Raw genomic sequence first — 13,938 nt, 5'->3', positions numbered from 1 at the left:
CCTAATTATCGGCTCTCATGGCAGTTGACACATAACTTACTGCGTTCACTAGTTGAAATAGCTGTAACTGGATCGGTTTCAGTGTGTAATTGATGACAGTTTGCGCAATTAACTTTGTTTGAATGAACCACATGAGTCCAATCACCTTCAGCTAAATCATTGGGGTTATGACATTTAGTACAAACTGCAGTTTGCTGCTCTGCAGTGTTAACTGAACTCTCATCAAATTTAATTAAATTAGATTTTTTTCTTGGATGTCCCTCTTTTTCTCCATGACAATTCTGGCAGCGTAACTCTAGTGAGTTTGTAGAATGAGCACCGAACATCTTCCCATTTTTTTTATGGCACATAATGCACTGCTTATTGGTATTAATAGTAATTTCAACAGCACTTGCATACGAAATAGGCAGGGGTATCAAAACAAATCCAATCAGTGTCAGCATTGGAAATATAATTTTTTTATGGAAACTGTTCATAATAAAATCTCAACGAACGATTGATTATCAAAAGACTCTTTACAACAGTGCCAAATATCATTTAGCACTGTTATAAATCAAGCAACCAACGATGCTCTTATTAACAAGTCATCACATCGTTGGTCATCCGACATATGAATAACATTGACACCGACTTTTGCTAGTGAGTTATCAATAAAATCACTATTTTCTTGAGTGTTATGCTCAGGATCGGTAATAACTAACTTCACTGATGATTCTTCATCAACAACTACATAATCCAAGTGGCAATTCTTTAAGTTTTCGTGAATATGACTATTTTTATCACTTTTAACATCAAGGATATTATCTAAAGACACCCCATAAATAACATTGTATTTATCTTTCGCTATGTTATTAAGTTTACTTATCAGGGATGAGTATTTAGCCTTAGTTTTCTCAGGAGCTAACTTAACTCTCATATCATCCGTTTTAATTTCATCTGATTTAAAAAACTTAATACATGTCATTGTAAATATTACGATGACAAATGGGACCACTAGAAATAATACAAAGTAAATAAAAGCATAACTAGACATTACTGTTACATTCATAATATAGACCTCAAAATTTAAATTGTGCTTTCTTATTCAGCGATGCAATTATCATCTCAACACAACTCTTTAATATTGATTTGGATCAATCTTGTTATTTTGAATTGAACAACCATTTGTAATCTGCAAGGTTTACCATATTTAAAAAAACTGTATTTTACAATTTCACTTTATGCATTTTATAATTACTATGATATACAGCCTAAGCTAATGTCGCAGCCAAATTAAAACAAATCTTCTCCCTGTGATTTTACCGAACCACGAAAACAACAGTCAACACACTAACCAACTGTTTTAAAGAACAAAAACTCATAACCTCACTTTCTTAATAACTGGCATTTAACAAATGTGAATACCAATTATTCATATTTGTTAAATCAGACCCCAGTAGTATAATCGTTATTTAATTATATTCATTAAAGAAATATGACATAAATAGTTGTACTATAAATTTGTTACCATCTTTATCTGGATATCTTATGAATAGTATTTCCTTTAGCAATTTAGACTTTTTAAGTATAAACATTCTCGTCAATCTGTATGAAATGAGATCGGTGACAAAAGTTTCTAACAAGTTAAACATTTCCGCACCTAAGGTAAGCCGATGCCTCAAACATACTAGGGAAGTACTGGGGAACGAACTTTTCATTAGGAAAAAGCATGGCCTAATCCCCAATGAATTTACTGGTAAAATTTACCCATTAGCAAAACAAATTTTATCGTGCTGCTCAGAGTTACAAAAAATCAGTAGCGGCGGCGAAACTAACAACGATCTTAGTCACTTTGAAATATCTGCACCAGATATTATTTCATTCCCTTTCCCAAAGATACTACTGTCAATGATTAACAATGACAATTGTAAATTGAGCTTCAACATTTCTCAATGGGGAAGGTCTTCTATTGATGATGTAACATCTGGGAAAACTGACTTTGGAATATGCAGTAGTGATAACTATGATGTAATGATATCTTTTGACAAAAACCTGATCTCAACCCCTCTTGCTAAACTTGACTCTCTTTACTTGATATGTGATCACAACCATCCACTGCTAAAGAAAGAGATAAATTTAAACTCAATTTCAAAGTACCCATTTATTGATTGCAATATTGGTTCTGTAATACCTAATAAGAATAAGTTTAAGGAGTACTGCATCCAGAATAACATAGACTTAAACATTGAGGTTGAAGTATCTGGTGCCTATAGTTTATTTGACTGTTTACGAGAGCGAAATGCCATCACACTGCTGCCATTCGGTTCTATTTACAATGTAATAAACAGTATGCCAGATCTCCATGCCTGTAAACTTTCAAAAGTAGAAACTAATAATTTTTATGAAAAAATAACACCCCCAACACTTTACCTTGTGCACAACAGAAATAATAAAAAACCGAACTTGCAATGGTTAGCTGATTCTATCAAGAACTTATTCAACTCAACGTTAAGCTAACTCAGTAACCTTTCAACATGATTTACAAAAACATAGTTAACAAATTATGTTCAACTGACACTTACAACATTAAACACCAGTTACGACATATAATATGTTTAGATTTTCACATTTTATATTTCCAATAATCGACTTTTAAAAAACAAACCTAGTTAACCTTTATGGAAAATAATCATTTATCTTTCACTTAGTGTGATTCCACACTATTTAACCCATTCATTTTTTATATAAATTACTCCTGTAAATAGTAACATTATAAATTAATTAGAGAGTAGATGATGAATACCAATAAGAAAATAATTATATCTGCCTTATTCATGAGCGGATGCCTTTATGGGTGTGGAAGCGATGGTAATGACGGCAAAGACGGAAATGATGGAGATAACGGAAACAACGGCAATGACGGACTCATCACCGTCCGCACGGCGAACGCCCTCAACTTAACGGTTGATAACGTTTCCATTAACTCAGAGCAAGTTACAAGTGTGTTGATTACCGCACTGAATGAAAATGAGATCCCAGTTATTGGACTCACTGATGCCAATATTGGTTTCTATATGCACCAACTGATGCCAGCAGATGAGGTAACCGGAGAAGCACCACAATGGTTAGCCTATGGTGCAGATTGCTCTGGAGCTCCAGGCGCTACCCCTTCATGTAAAGGAGAGCTTATTGATTACCAAAATGGCTCTTACCAATATACTTTTTCAATCCCACTGGACAGCTCTTTTGGTGATACGACTCCCGTTAAAGCAATTAACTACGATGAACTGGCAACTCAAAGGTTATTACTGTCCACCAAATGGACATTCTCGAACGGGGATAAAGTGCCTAATGTCAATCTCGTGTACGATTTCAGCCAAAATGGCGACATCACCATTGAAGATGGTTTAGTTAGCCGCGAGATGGTTGATGGTCAAACATGTATTAGCTGCCATGCTGACTTTGGCAACATCTATCATGGCGGTACTTATAATACATTAGAGTCATGCAACACTTGCCACAATGACAATAAAGGCCACATGGGTGAGGAAAATGTCTTCACCCGTTTAGTCCATAGTGCACATATTGAGTTGAAAGCTGACGGTGGAGCGAATAACTATCCGCAGTCAGCAATCAACTGCGATACCTGTCATCAGGAAAGTGAATCACTTCCTCAATGGAACTACTTCACCCAATACCCGTCTGAGAATACTTGTCGAGCATGTCATGACTCAGTGACTACAATTGAACGTCCAATGCATGAAGCTGGATACCCAACAGGTTCATGTGTTCAATGTCATACATCCACTTCTGTCGATGTAGCTCATTCACATCTAAACATTAAATCTCTGGCCGATAATGTAAAGCAACGCTTTAATATTGAATTACTTGATATGCAAGTATCTGGGTATACCTATGGCCAAAATGCTGGACAAGCCAGTATTGAGCTCAAGGTATTAATGGATGGGGCCGCTGTTGACCCAACTAAACTAGAGTACTTATCTTACAACCATATTTCAGTTATCTACCCAGAGTTCTTCGTTAAGGCAATATTTGGTAACCAAGATGATAGCTTCAGCAGAATGCCTCAAAATGGAGAAACTGACTTTGGTGCGATCTACTTCGATATCGTTAGCGACAACGCAGAAAAAGGCAGTGTCGTAAGCTATGACGTAGCGACCGGAGTAACGACAGTGACTGTAACGGATAAATTACCTTCAACCATAGTTGAAGCCTATTCTGGTACGTTAGTACTAGACGGTGAGCTTTGCTTCAACAAAGATAGTGGAGAGTTCACCTCTTGTATTGAAAGTGCAGCCAGTGGCGGTCAAGAGAATATTTATACCGTTACCCCAAATGCTGTTTCAGCCGCATTTAATACAGATGGTGTAGTAACTGAATCTGCAGATAATTATTCTGCTGTAGCACGTAGACAAGTGATTGATGATAGTAAATGTACGGCTTGTCACAACGAGCTTAATGATGCAGCGGTAACGCTCATCATGGACGATGATACTTGGCATCATGATGAAGATTGGACTGGTGAGACTATCGAAACGAAAGGATTCGGCGCATTAAAACATCATGGTGTTACATATCAAGAAGGTGGCTGTCTTACTTGTCACAACCCCAACTCTCCTCGCAAAGTAGGCATGATACGAGTCGATGCTCAATTGCCTGAAGCGATTGCTTACGCATTTGACTATAAACTTATGGTTCATGGTATCCATAGTGGTACACGTGGAGCTAAAGGGATAAATAATTACTCTGGTAGACCTTCAATGGATTTTTCAGATATTAATTATCCTGCGGGCAAATCTAACTGTCTTTCATGCCATGTTGAAGATAGCTTTAATTTAGATAAGGTAGAACAAACGACACCGGTATTAGTACGCCATAACAATGTCATCGACACCTTTATCAGCCCTGCGGCAGCGACTTGCCTATCTTGTCATACGTCTGAGTCAGCCAAGCAGCACACCATCAGTTCTGGTAATGCCAGCTTTGATGGTACCCCAACGGTAGAAGCCTGTAGTGTTTGTCACTCTCAAGAGAAAATAGAAGGCTATCATAGTAAATAATCGGCTTTACTATTAACCATACTAGCCAACCGAATTCGGTTGGTTTTCTATCCACTCGTCACGGTTTAATTATTTTGATTGTGATTACATACCGTTTTCTGTAAATATTCTAGCCTTTGCTTCATTGTTATAACCAGCTCATTAAAAAAAGTAGTATCACCCTCTAGCCTTCCTTGTAAATATTGGACGCTTTTTTGAGCGGATAAATCTAAACTGGGAATGACCTGAGTAACCCAAAATTCTGTCGTGTCTTGGTATTGTAACCCCTCCCTAGTAATAATGTGTTCCAAGATACTTTCAGTGGCAGCGATACAGATACTGTCATTATTAACCAGATAATCTAAAGCATAGTGCAAGTTGTTGGTTTTTAAAACAACATCCATCTCTCCACCATGCTTTTCTACATATAGTTCTATCGCTCGTTTTTTCAGACCTATTCTTGCATAGTTAATAAGCACAAAACTGTTTGAAATCAAGTCTGCATAACCAAATGACTTATCGAAAATAGGATGACCTTTTCTTGCTATTATGTAAAACCTCTTAACTTCTGCAAGAAGTTCAGTCCTTAATAAATTATTTTCTGGAGGATTGACCGTTATTGCGTAATCCACCTTGCCCGATGTGATCTGCTTTTGGATATCATCATTCCATGGCACCATATTAATAACACTAGTGATCCCTAACTTCTTCGATACTTCCAGTACACTTTGATGCAAAAAATTGGTGTTATAGTCTAGTGTTGCTATATTAATCGTTTTCTTTTGCTCTAAATTGTCCTGTGATGCGCGTTGTACTTGTAAATAAGCATCAATCACCACCTTGGCTATTGGGTAAATTTTTGCTGCCAATTCATTCGGCTCAAACCCATATTGCTTACGGACAAACATTTCATCATCAAACACCTCTCTAATAGTACTTAAGGCCCTACTCACCTTAGGTTGCGCCACATCTAATTTAGCCGCTAAACATGTCCCACTTTTTAGTTCATAAAGTCCTACTAAAACTTGTAACGTGAAATAATCTAATTTAGATAACTTAAGATCCATAAATGCCCTATTTAACTACTTTGATATTCAGATATTACACGTTTGACCTTCTAATATCTGAGATACGACTCTCACGAACTAACATTATCAACATGTACTAACCACTCGCGCAAATAATTGAAAATAATACTTATTACTACCGTACCGATACTGGTTTACGGCTATCAAAACTATCAATTTAACCTTGGTCCATTAAATTAAGCGTCACAGATAGGCCACATTTTGAAAGGCCAAAAAAAACCCAGCTTTTATGCTGGGTTCATATATGGTTTGAGCTTTAACTTTACACTTTTTAAAAGTTCTGGGCTAGAACGGGATATCGTCATCCCAACCGTCATCTAGATCTGGTGTGAAGTTCTGCTGAGGCTGTTGACCTTGAGGCTGCGGCGTTGGTGCAGGACGCTGCTGCGGAGCAGCCTTAGGTGCGGCTTGCTGTGGCGCTGCTTGAGCGGATTGCTGAGGCTTAGGTGCATAAGCTGGTGCTTGCTGTGGTGCAGCCTGCTGCTGTTGACCGCCTTGCGACTGATAACCACCTTGCGGAGCTGACTGCTGACCGTTTTGTTGGTTGTAGCCACCTTGCTGTGGTGCTGACTGACGCTGCTGAGGTGCCTGCTGTCCGTAACCACCAGACTGCTGACCGCCCTGCTGCTGGCCCTGTTGCTGACCATAGCCACCTTGCTGACCGCCACCTTGACCTCGGCTATCTAACATCTGCATTTCGTTAGCATTGATCTCAGTCTTATAACGGTCTTGACCGGTAGACTGATCTTGCCACTTACTCGTTTGCAATTTGCCTTCGATATAGACCTTTGAGCCTTTCTTCAGGTACTCGCCAGCAACTTCAGCTAAGCGACGGTACATGACGATATTGTGCCACTCGGTGCGCTCTTGTTGTTGACCTTGTTGGTCTTTCCAAGACTCACTCGTCGCCACTGTAAAGTTGGCTACGGCATTGCCATTTGGCATGTAACGAACTTCAGGGTCTTTCCCTAAGTTACCGACCAAAATTACCTTATTGACACCACGACTGGCCATTGAAATCTCCTGAGATATTCTTACTAAATACTATAAAATCTGAGCTTAATTCGAGATAAAATCATCGAACAAACCAGTTAACTGACAGAGCCTAACACAGCTCGCGCCTCTCTTAAATCGAAATGCTCATCAACTTTTAAATAAGCGACTTTCTCTTCCAACACAACGATAGCTTCTGCAACCCCGGCAAGTTGAGATAACTGAGTCGCCATCTCTCTAGCCTGTTCTTTACCTTCTACTGTCGCTTCAAGGGTATAGCTCTTGAGTAGCACGGGGTTTTCCATGCCAAGGGTCAAAAATAGCCATATCGCCATCAAGACAAGTGCGACCGCAAACACACCTTCGGCGCCAACTAACTGGTAGGCGCCACCGCCGAGTAAGCCACCGCAAAAAGCCCCGAGAAACTGACTGGTAGAGTAAACGCCCATCGCAGAGCCTTTATCTCCGACGGGGCAGAATTTGGCAATCAAACTTGGCAATGAAGCTTCTAAATAGTTAAAGCCAGTAAAGAAGAGCACCACGGCGATACTGAGTACCATCAAATTATTGGAAAATAATGCCATAGCCCCAAGAGCGACCATCATGATCATCAGGGCTACCTGAAATGTCGCCTTAGTATTTTTCTTCTTCACCCCGATGATTATCAAGGGCACCATTAAGATAAATGCAGCAACAAACGCTGGGAAGTACAGCATCCAATGCTTCTCTTTTATCAATCCTGCATCGACTAAATCCAGTGGCAAGGCAACAAATACAGCCGTTAAGACAAGGTGAAGAATGAAGATCCCAGCATCGAGTCTAAACAGCTGTGGGTCCTTCAACATCGCCTTTAGCTTCGTTGGCGTCGCGACCGTATCACCTTTAGGCGCTTGAGATATCGGATTCGGCACTAAGACCTGCACGATAATCATACCTAACACAGCTAAACCTGCGGTGATTGCAAATATGCCTGATAGACCTAAGTGCTGAGCAACTATCGGCCCGACCAATAAGGACAACGCAAATGAGAAACCAATGCACATGCCAATAACGGCCATCACTTTAGTGCGCTGTTCATCTCGCGTTAAATCGGCCGCTAAAGCCAATACGGCAGCAGCAATAGCCCCCATTCCTTGAATAGCACGGCCAGCGACCACGCCGTAGATGGTGTCGGCATTGGCAGCAACTAGGCTTCCCAAAGCAAATACCAGTAAACCAATAAGGATAATAGGTTTACGACCATATTTGTCAGACAAAATCCCCATTGGGATCTGTAATGCTGCTTGCGTCAAACCGTATGCACCGATGGCAATCCCCACCCAGAGAGGTGAAAACCCTTCTAAGTGCTGCCCATAGAGTGCAAAAACAGGCATGATCATAAACAAGCCCATCATGCGTAAACCAAATACACTGGCTAAAGAAAACGCGACTTTTTTCTCAGTCTTTGAGAGTCCGTTATTGGCCATGTTCCGCCCTGATCTGAATTCATAAATAAGTCGCGCATATTATCACGAAGCTGTTTACAAGCGCAAAGGAGCTAACTGAATGCAGCTTAGAAAGCTGTAAAAATGTGACTTAGTCCTACGAGCGCGCAGCAAAGCTGATGCGAGAACGTGACTTCGTCACTGCGAGAACGGCTGGAAAGCGCCTTCGAGGACGCGAGTTCGGGCTTCGCCCTACGAGAACGTCGCTATGCGACTACGAGGAAAAGAAAAGTCAGAAGCGAAAAGCTTTTTCTCTTGCTCGCAGCCAACTTGTTGGCGAACTCGAAGGGAACTGGTTCCCGTTCTCGTAGCGCAGCGTCCTCGCAGTGAGCCTGCGAACGACCTCGAAGCGAAGCGTTCTCGCAGAGAGCCTGCGAATGACCTCGAAGCGAAGCGTTCTCGCTGTGAGCCTGCGAACGACCTCGAAGCGCAGCGTTCTCGCAGTGAGCCTGCGAACGACCTCGAAGCGCAGCGTTCTCGCGGTGAGCCTGCGAACGCACTCGAAGCGCAGCGTTCTCGCAGTGAGCCTGCGAACGACCTCAAAGCGCAGCGTCCTCGCAGTGAGCCTGCGAACGACCTCGAAGCGAAGCGTTCTCGCAGTGAGCCTGCGAACGACCTCGAAGAAAAGCAGCAACGAGAATACGAGAGCGGCTGAGAAGCGCCTTCGAGTTCGGGCTTCGCCCTACGAGAACGCAGCAAAGCTGCTACGAGGACAAAATTTTGCTTTTATCTCGCTGCCAACTTGTTGGCGAACTCGAAGGGAACGGGTTCCCGTTCTCGCAGTGAGCCTGCGAACGCACTCGTAGCGCAGCGTCCTCGCAACTCAAAGCACAAAGTTAAAGCTGCTCTGCTTTTATCCATTTTTGTGCGATAATCGATCTCTTTTTTATTCGGCCATAGAGAGACAGATGGACAAGATTGAAGTACGTGGCGCCCGCACCCACAATCTAAAAAACATCGACTTAACGATCCCCAGAAACAAGTTAATTGTGATCACCGGCCTTTCAGGCTCAGGTAAATCCTCTTTGGCTTTCGACACTTTATATGCCGAAGGACAGCGACGTTACGTCGAATCACTCTCTGCCTATGCCCGCCAATTTTTAAGTTTAATGGAAAAACCCGATGTCGATTTGATTGAAGGCCTAAGTCCTGCGATATCCATCGAACAAAAATCAACATCACACAATCCAAGGTCGACCGTAGGGACGATCACTGAGATCTATGATTATCTACGTTTGTTATTCGCCCGTGTGGGCGAGCCACGCTGTCCAACCCATGGACAGCCTTTAGCTGCACAAACTGTCAGCCAGATGGTCGATAAAGTTGTCGAGTTGCCAGAAGGTAGCCGACAGATGCTACTTGCGCCAGTGGTCAACAATCGCAAGGGCGAGCATGTCAAACTCCTCGAGAGCCTTGCGGCTCAGGGCTTTATCCGCGCCCGTATCGATGGTGATGTCTGCGACTTAACCGATCCACCAGAACTAGAGCTACATGTAAAACACACCATTGAAGTGGTCGTCGATCGATTTAAAGTCCGTGACGATATCAAGCAGCGTCTAGCTGAATCCTTTGAAACCGCATTGGAACTCTCCGGTGGTATTGCAACGGTTACCAGCATGGAAGGTGATAAAACTGAAGAGCTATTATTCTCAGCTAATTTTGCCTGCCCACAGTGTGGCTATTCTATGGCTGAGCTAGAGCCGAGAATTTTCTCATTCAACAATCCTGCAGGGGCTTGTGGTACCTGTGATGGATTAGGCATGCAGCAATATTTTGATGCTGAACGCGTCATCATGAATGATGAACTCTCCTTAGCTGGCGGCGCAATTCGTGGTTGGGATAGACGCAATTTTTACTACTTTCAGATGCTCAGCTCACTGGCCGAACATTATAAGTTTGATATCGAAGTCCCTTTTCAAGAACTCACTGATGAAGTTAAAAAACTGGTTCTTTACGGCTCAGGCAAAGAGGTCATTGCCTTCAAGTACATAAATGACCGAGGCGATGTCGTGGTTCGTAACCACCCGTTCGAAGGCATTCTTAATAATATGGATCGCCGCTATCGCGAGACAGAATCTAACGCCGTCCGTGACGAGCTGGCTAAATTTATCAATACTCAGTCATGCAAAAGCTGTGGTGGGTCGCGTTTGCGCGAAGAAGCCAGAAATGTATTTATTAAAGATTTAAACCTTCCGACGCTCACAGAGTGGTCTATCGGCGAAGCCATGGAGCATTTTAGCAACTTAGATCTCCCTGGACAGAAGGGGCAAATTGCCGAGAAAATCCTCAAAGAGGTACGTGACAGACTCGGTTTCTTAGTCAATGTAGGCCTTAACTACCTGAGTTTATCTCGCTCTGCAGATACCTTATCCGGCGGTGAAGCTCAACGTATTCGTCTTGCCAGTCAAATAGGTGCCGGGCTCGTTGGGGTGATGTATGTCCTCGATGAACCTTCTATCGGTTTGCACCAACGTGATAACGAGCGCTTACTACAAACCTTGATCCATTTAAGAGACTTAGGTAACACGGTCATCGTGGTCGAACATGATGAAGACGCAATAAAAATGGCAGATCATGTTATCGATATAGGCCCTGGGGCTGGCGTTCATGGCGGAGAAGTTATCTGTGACGGTACTCTAGAAGACATTCTTGCCTGTGAAGCATCAATTACCGGTCAGTATCTTTCAGGAAAGAAGCAGATCCATATCAGCGAAGAAAGAGTGGCTTACGACAGCAACAAGCTTATTGAATTATTCGGTGCTACTGGTAACAACTTAAAAGATGTCGACTTAGTTGTTCCTGTCGGCCTATTTACCTGTGTTACTGGTGTTTCTGGTTCGGGTAAATCTACACTGATCAATGACACCTTCTACAAGATTGCCCATAGACAACTCAATGGTGCAACGGTAGACGAGCCGGCTCCCTACAAGAGCATCAAGGGAATGGATCATTGCGATAAGGTGGTCGACATAGATCAAAGCCCTATTGGCCGAACACCCAGATCGAACCCAGCAACCTATACAGGCATTTTCACTCCTATCCGTGAATTGTTTGCTGCCACCCAAGAATCTCGTACCCGTGGTTATAAACCGGGACGCTTCTCCTTCAATGTGAAAGGTGGCCGATGTGAAGCCTGTCAAGGCGACGGTTTAATCAAAGTCGAAATGCACTTTCTGCCCGATGTATACGTGCCATGTGACAACTGTAAAAGCAAACGCTACAACCGTGAAACACTAGAGGTTAGGTATAAAGGTAAGAGTATCCATGAAGTACTCTCTATGACAGTAGAAGAAGCACGCATATTCTTCGATGCTGTACCTGCCATTTCACGAAAACTGCAAATGCTAATGGAAGTTGGCCTGTCTTATATAAGCTTAGGACAGAGTGCGACCACCTTATCGGGTGGTGAGGCGCAGCGAGTCAAACTGGCGAAAGAACTTTCGAAGCGTGATACAGGGCAAACCTTGTATATTCTCGACGAACCCACCACAGGTTTACATTTTGCCGATATTCAGCTGCTACTCGATGTATTACACCGCTTAAAATCCCACGGCAATACCATCGTAGTGATTGAACACAACTTAGATGTGATTAAAACTGCAGATTGGATCATTGATTTAGGTCCTGAAGGCGGGGCTGGAGGTGGATCGATTCTAGTGAGTGGCACACCAGAGGACGTCGCTAAGCACACTGAATCTCATACGGCTCGCTTTCTTAAGCCTTTACTGTAAAATCATCTGTTAAAGTAGTTTGTGCGAATAAGCCCTACATTCAATGGTTTGGGCTTGTTCGTCGATTTATAACAGAAGAGAAAATCAGCTGACCTTATGTTCACCTTAAAAAACACCCTGCTTACCTTAGGTTTAGTTACAAGTTTTAGCCTGCTTATTGTGACCATTATCGACCCGTTAGCTGGCAACTGTAGTCGATTTGAAGCAAAAGTCATTTCAAGTAATGCCGACTCCAGTACCATTTCATTACCAGATGGTCGTATCGCCGTCATAGAGCAGGGAAATCTTAAACCTGAAACTGAAATTAAAGTAGGTGAAAAATCTAGGCTGATTTCTGGCATTAAGGAATATAAGTTTAAAGCTCTGATCCCAGAGAAACATTCACATACGATGGCAGATGAATAGCAATAGATATAACACTCGGTTAAAACCGTTAGCCAAGATTTACTGTTCGTATATTGAGTCATATAAGGTTAAGTTAACCGTAAGGTAAACAAGAGTAAGGAACAGGATGGACCCCACTCCTAACCAGATAAAACAATTCATAGTCCCTACTGTGTGTCTTTTTTTTAGCCTAATAGCGTCTGGCTGTAACAGCTCAGACTCACAAGCCTATTTATCCTGTAAAAATCGACTAACCTCAAGCTGGGCAGACCCCAAAGTCCTTCATGCAGACATAGCAGCATTAACTTCAGATGCATTCGAAGGACGCAAAACTGGCACATTAGGGGCGCAGAAGAGCCGGAATTATATTGCCTCTCGCTTTAATGAGGTTGGGCTCAAACCTTGGCAAGATGAATATGCCGTTCCTTTTAGCTATCAGCTAAGTTTTAGTCAGCGCCAAGGGGTTAACATGATCGGCGTCATTCGTGCCAAACAGCCCACTGATAAATGGCGTATCGTGCTGGCTCACTATGATCATTTGGGCAAGAAGGGTAACCGAATACACCCAGGTGCCGATGACAATGCTTCAGGGATCGCGGCCATGTTACAGATAGCATCCCGAGTCACTCAATCAATAAAAACGGATGATAGCCAGCTCTCAAGCCTGAATACTCTCCCTATCAACTACCTGTTTGTAGCAACCGATGCCGAAGAGCCGGGCCTATTCGGCGGCTACGCCTTAGTTGAAAGCCTTAAGACCTTAGGTGTCATACCTCAGATAGAACAAATTGAACTTGCCATAAATTTGGACATGGTTGGCCGCCCTGGACGCCCCTATGCGATCTACCTAGAAGGTAAAAAAGGTTTTAAACGTTTTAATGAAATTCAACGTAATATAACCGCAGCGAATGGCTTATGCATCAAGGCCACACATCCTAGATCTCTGAATAAAAGTGTAAAAAAAGTCGACTGGTTAAGAGCATCAGACCATTATCCACTGCACAAGGCCGGTATACCTTGGCTCTACTTTGGCGTACCGCCACACAATGATTATCACAGCACTCGTGATACGATTGAAAAAATAGATCTTCAATTTCTGGCCGCTGTCACTGAATCAGCCAATCAACTACTCGTTATAGACAGTTTACTCTTAAAATAAAGCCAATTATTGGCAAAAAAATATAAATATTTAATCATCTAACTCATTAATTGGCTTAGT

The 13,938-nt window shown here is 42.3% G+C and carries 11 protein-coding genes; 6 read left to right on the top strand and 5 right to left on the bottom strand.

What is annotated here, in order from left to right; translation table 11 throughout:
• Positions 1-5 precede the first annotated feature (5 nt).
• Complete coding sequence (locus FM038_RS03120; RefSeq protein ID WP_223292989.1) at positions 6-350, bottom strand: cytochrome c3 family protein; 345 nt, start codon at positions 348-350, stop codon at positions 6-8.
• A gap of 203 nt (positions 351-553) precedes the next feature.
• Entirely contained in the window at positions 554-1,048 is a 495-nt protein-coding gene (locus FM038_RS03115; RefSeq protein ID WP_142871914.1) for a DUF2726 domain-containing protein, read from the bottom strand.
• Between the two features lie 479 nt (positions 1,049-1,527).
• Here FM038_RS03115 and FM038_RS03110 point away from each other — a divergent pair, with 479 nt between their 5' ends.
• Positions 1,528-2,496, top strand: coding sequence for a LysR family transcriptional regulator (locus tag FM038_RS03110; RefSeq protein ID WP_195873199.1), 969 nt, complete (start codon positions 1,528-1,530; stop codon positions 2,494-2,496).
• A 275-nt stretch (positions 2,497-2,771) separates the two neighbouring features.
• Entirely contained in the window at positions 2,772-5,060 is a 2,289-nt protein-coding gene (locus FM038_RS03105) for an OmcA/MtrC family decaheme c-type cytochrome (protein WP_142871913.1), read from the top strand.
• A gap of 65 nt (positions 5,061-5,125) precedes the next feature.
• Here the strand turns inward: FM038_RS03105 and FM038_RS03100 are convergent, their stop codons facing one another.
• The 3 genes from FM038_RS03100 to FM038_RS03090 form a co-directional block, all read right to left on the bottom strand.
• Entirely contained in the window at positions 5,126-6,106 is a 981-nt protein-coding gene (locus FM038_RS03100) for a LysR family transcriptional regulator (protein WP_142871912.1), read from the bottom strand.
• Positions 6,107-6,412: 306 nt separating this feature from the next.
• On the bottom strand, positions 6,413-7,141 hold the full coding sequence (locus FM038_RS03095; protein ID WP_142871911.1) for a single-stranded DNA-binding protein: 729 nt from the start codon (positions 7,139-7,141) through the stop codon (positions 6,413-6,415).
• A gap of 77 nt (positions 7,142-7,218) precedes the next feature.
• Positions 7,219-8,586, bottom strand: a complete 1,368-nt coding sequence (locus FM038_RS03090) for an MFS transporter (RefSeq protein WP_142871910.1) — start codon at positions 8,584-8,586, stop codon at positions 7,219-7,221.
• 226 nt (positions 8,587-8,812) lie between these two features.
• Between FM038_RS03090 and FM038_RS03085 the strand changes: the two genes are divergently transcribed.
• From FM038_RS03085 to FM038_RS03070, 4 genes are all read left to right on the top strand, one after another.
• Positions 8,813-9,259, top strand: coding sequence for a hypothetical protein (locus tag FM038_RS03085; RefSeq protein ID WP_142871909.1), 447 nt, complete (start codon positions 8,813-8,815; stop codon positions 9,257-9,259).
• A 253-nt stretch (positions 9,260-9,512) separates the two neighbouring features.
• Positions 9,513-12,335, top strand: a complete 2,823-nt coding sequence (uvrA, locus tag FM038_RS03080; RefSeq protein WP_142871908.1) for an excinuclease ABC subunit UvrA — start codon at positions 9,513-9,515, stop codon at positions 12,333-12,335.
• A gap of 96 nt (positions 12,336-12,431) precedes the next feature.
• The gene (locus tag FM038_RS03075; RefSeq protein ID WP_142871907.1) at positions 12,432-12,740 is read left to right on the top strand and encodes a hypothetical protein; all 309 of its coding nucleotides are present in this window, start codon (positions 12,432-12,434) and stop codon (positions 12,738-12,740) included.
• A gap of 106 nt (positions 12,741-12,846) precedes the next feature.
• Positions 12,847-13,878, top strand: a complete 1,032-nt coding sequence (locus FM038_RS03070; protein WP_142871906.1) for a M28 family peptidase — start codon at positions 12,847-12,849, stop codon at positions 13,876-13,878.
• Positions 13,879-13,938: the final 60 nt, after the last annotated feature.

This window comes from Shewanella eurypsychrophilus, from assembly GCF_007004545.3.
In the GTDB taxonomy this organism is placed as follows: Bacteria; Pseudomonadota; Gammaproteobacteria; order Enterobacterales; family Shewanellaceae; genus Shewanella; species Shewanella eurypsychrophilus.
The sequence above is the reverse complement of the archived record's forward strand: the minus strand, read 5'-3'. Positions and strand labels throughout refer to the sequence as shown.

What these genes read in the sequence shown, in the direction of transcription:
- FM038_RS03120 (WP_223292989.1), bottom strand. Translation starts at nt 350, where the DNA reads ATGTGCCATAAAAAAAATGGGAAGATGTTCGGTGCTCATTCTACAAAC.
- FM038_RS03115 (WP_142871914.1), bottom strand. Translation starts at nt 1,048, where the DNA reads ATGAATGTAACAGTAATGTCTAGTTATGCTTTTATTTACTTTGTATTA.
- FM038_RS03110 (WP_195873199.1), top strand. Translation starts at nt 1,528, where the DNA reads ATGAATAGTATTTCCTTTAGCAATTTAGACTTTTTAAGTATAAACATT.
- FM038_RS03105 (WP_142871913.1), top strand. Translation starts at nt 2,772, where the DNA reads ATGATGAATACCAATAAGAAAATAATTATATCTGCCTTATTCATGAGC.
- FM038_RS03100 (WP_142871912.1), bottom strand. Translation starts at nt 6,106, where the DNA reads ATGGATCTTAAGTTATCTAAATTAGATTATTTCACGTTACAAGTTTTA.
- FM038_RS03095 (WP_142871911.1), bottom strand. Translation starts at nt 7,141, where the DNA reads ATGGCCAGTCGTGGTGTCAATAAGGTAATTTTGGTCGGTAACTTAGGG.
- FM038_RS03090 (WP_142871910.1), bottom strand. Translation starts at nt 8,586, where the DNA reads ATGGCCAATAACGGACTCTCAAAGACTGAGAAAAAAGTCGCGTTTTCT.
- FM038_RS03085 (WP_142871909.1), top strand. Translation starts at nt 8,813, where the DNA reads ATGCGACTACGAGGAAAAGAAAAGTCAGAAGCGAAAAGCTTTTTCTCT.
- uvrA (WP_142871908.1), top strand. Translation starts at nt 9,513, where the DNA reads ATGGACAAGATTGAAGTACGTGGCGCCCGCACCCACAATCTAAAAAAC.
- FM038_RS03075 (WP_142871907.1), top strand. Translation starts at nt 12,432, where the DNA reads ATGTTCACCTTAAAAAACACCCTGCTTACCTTAGGTTTAGTTACAAGT.
- FM038_RS03070 (WP_142871906.1), top strand. Translation starts at nt 12,847, where the DNA reads ATGGACCCCACTCCTAACCAGATAAAACAATTCATAGTCCCTACTGTG.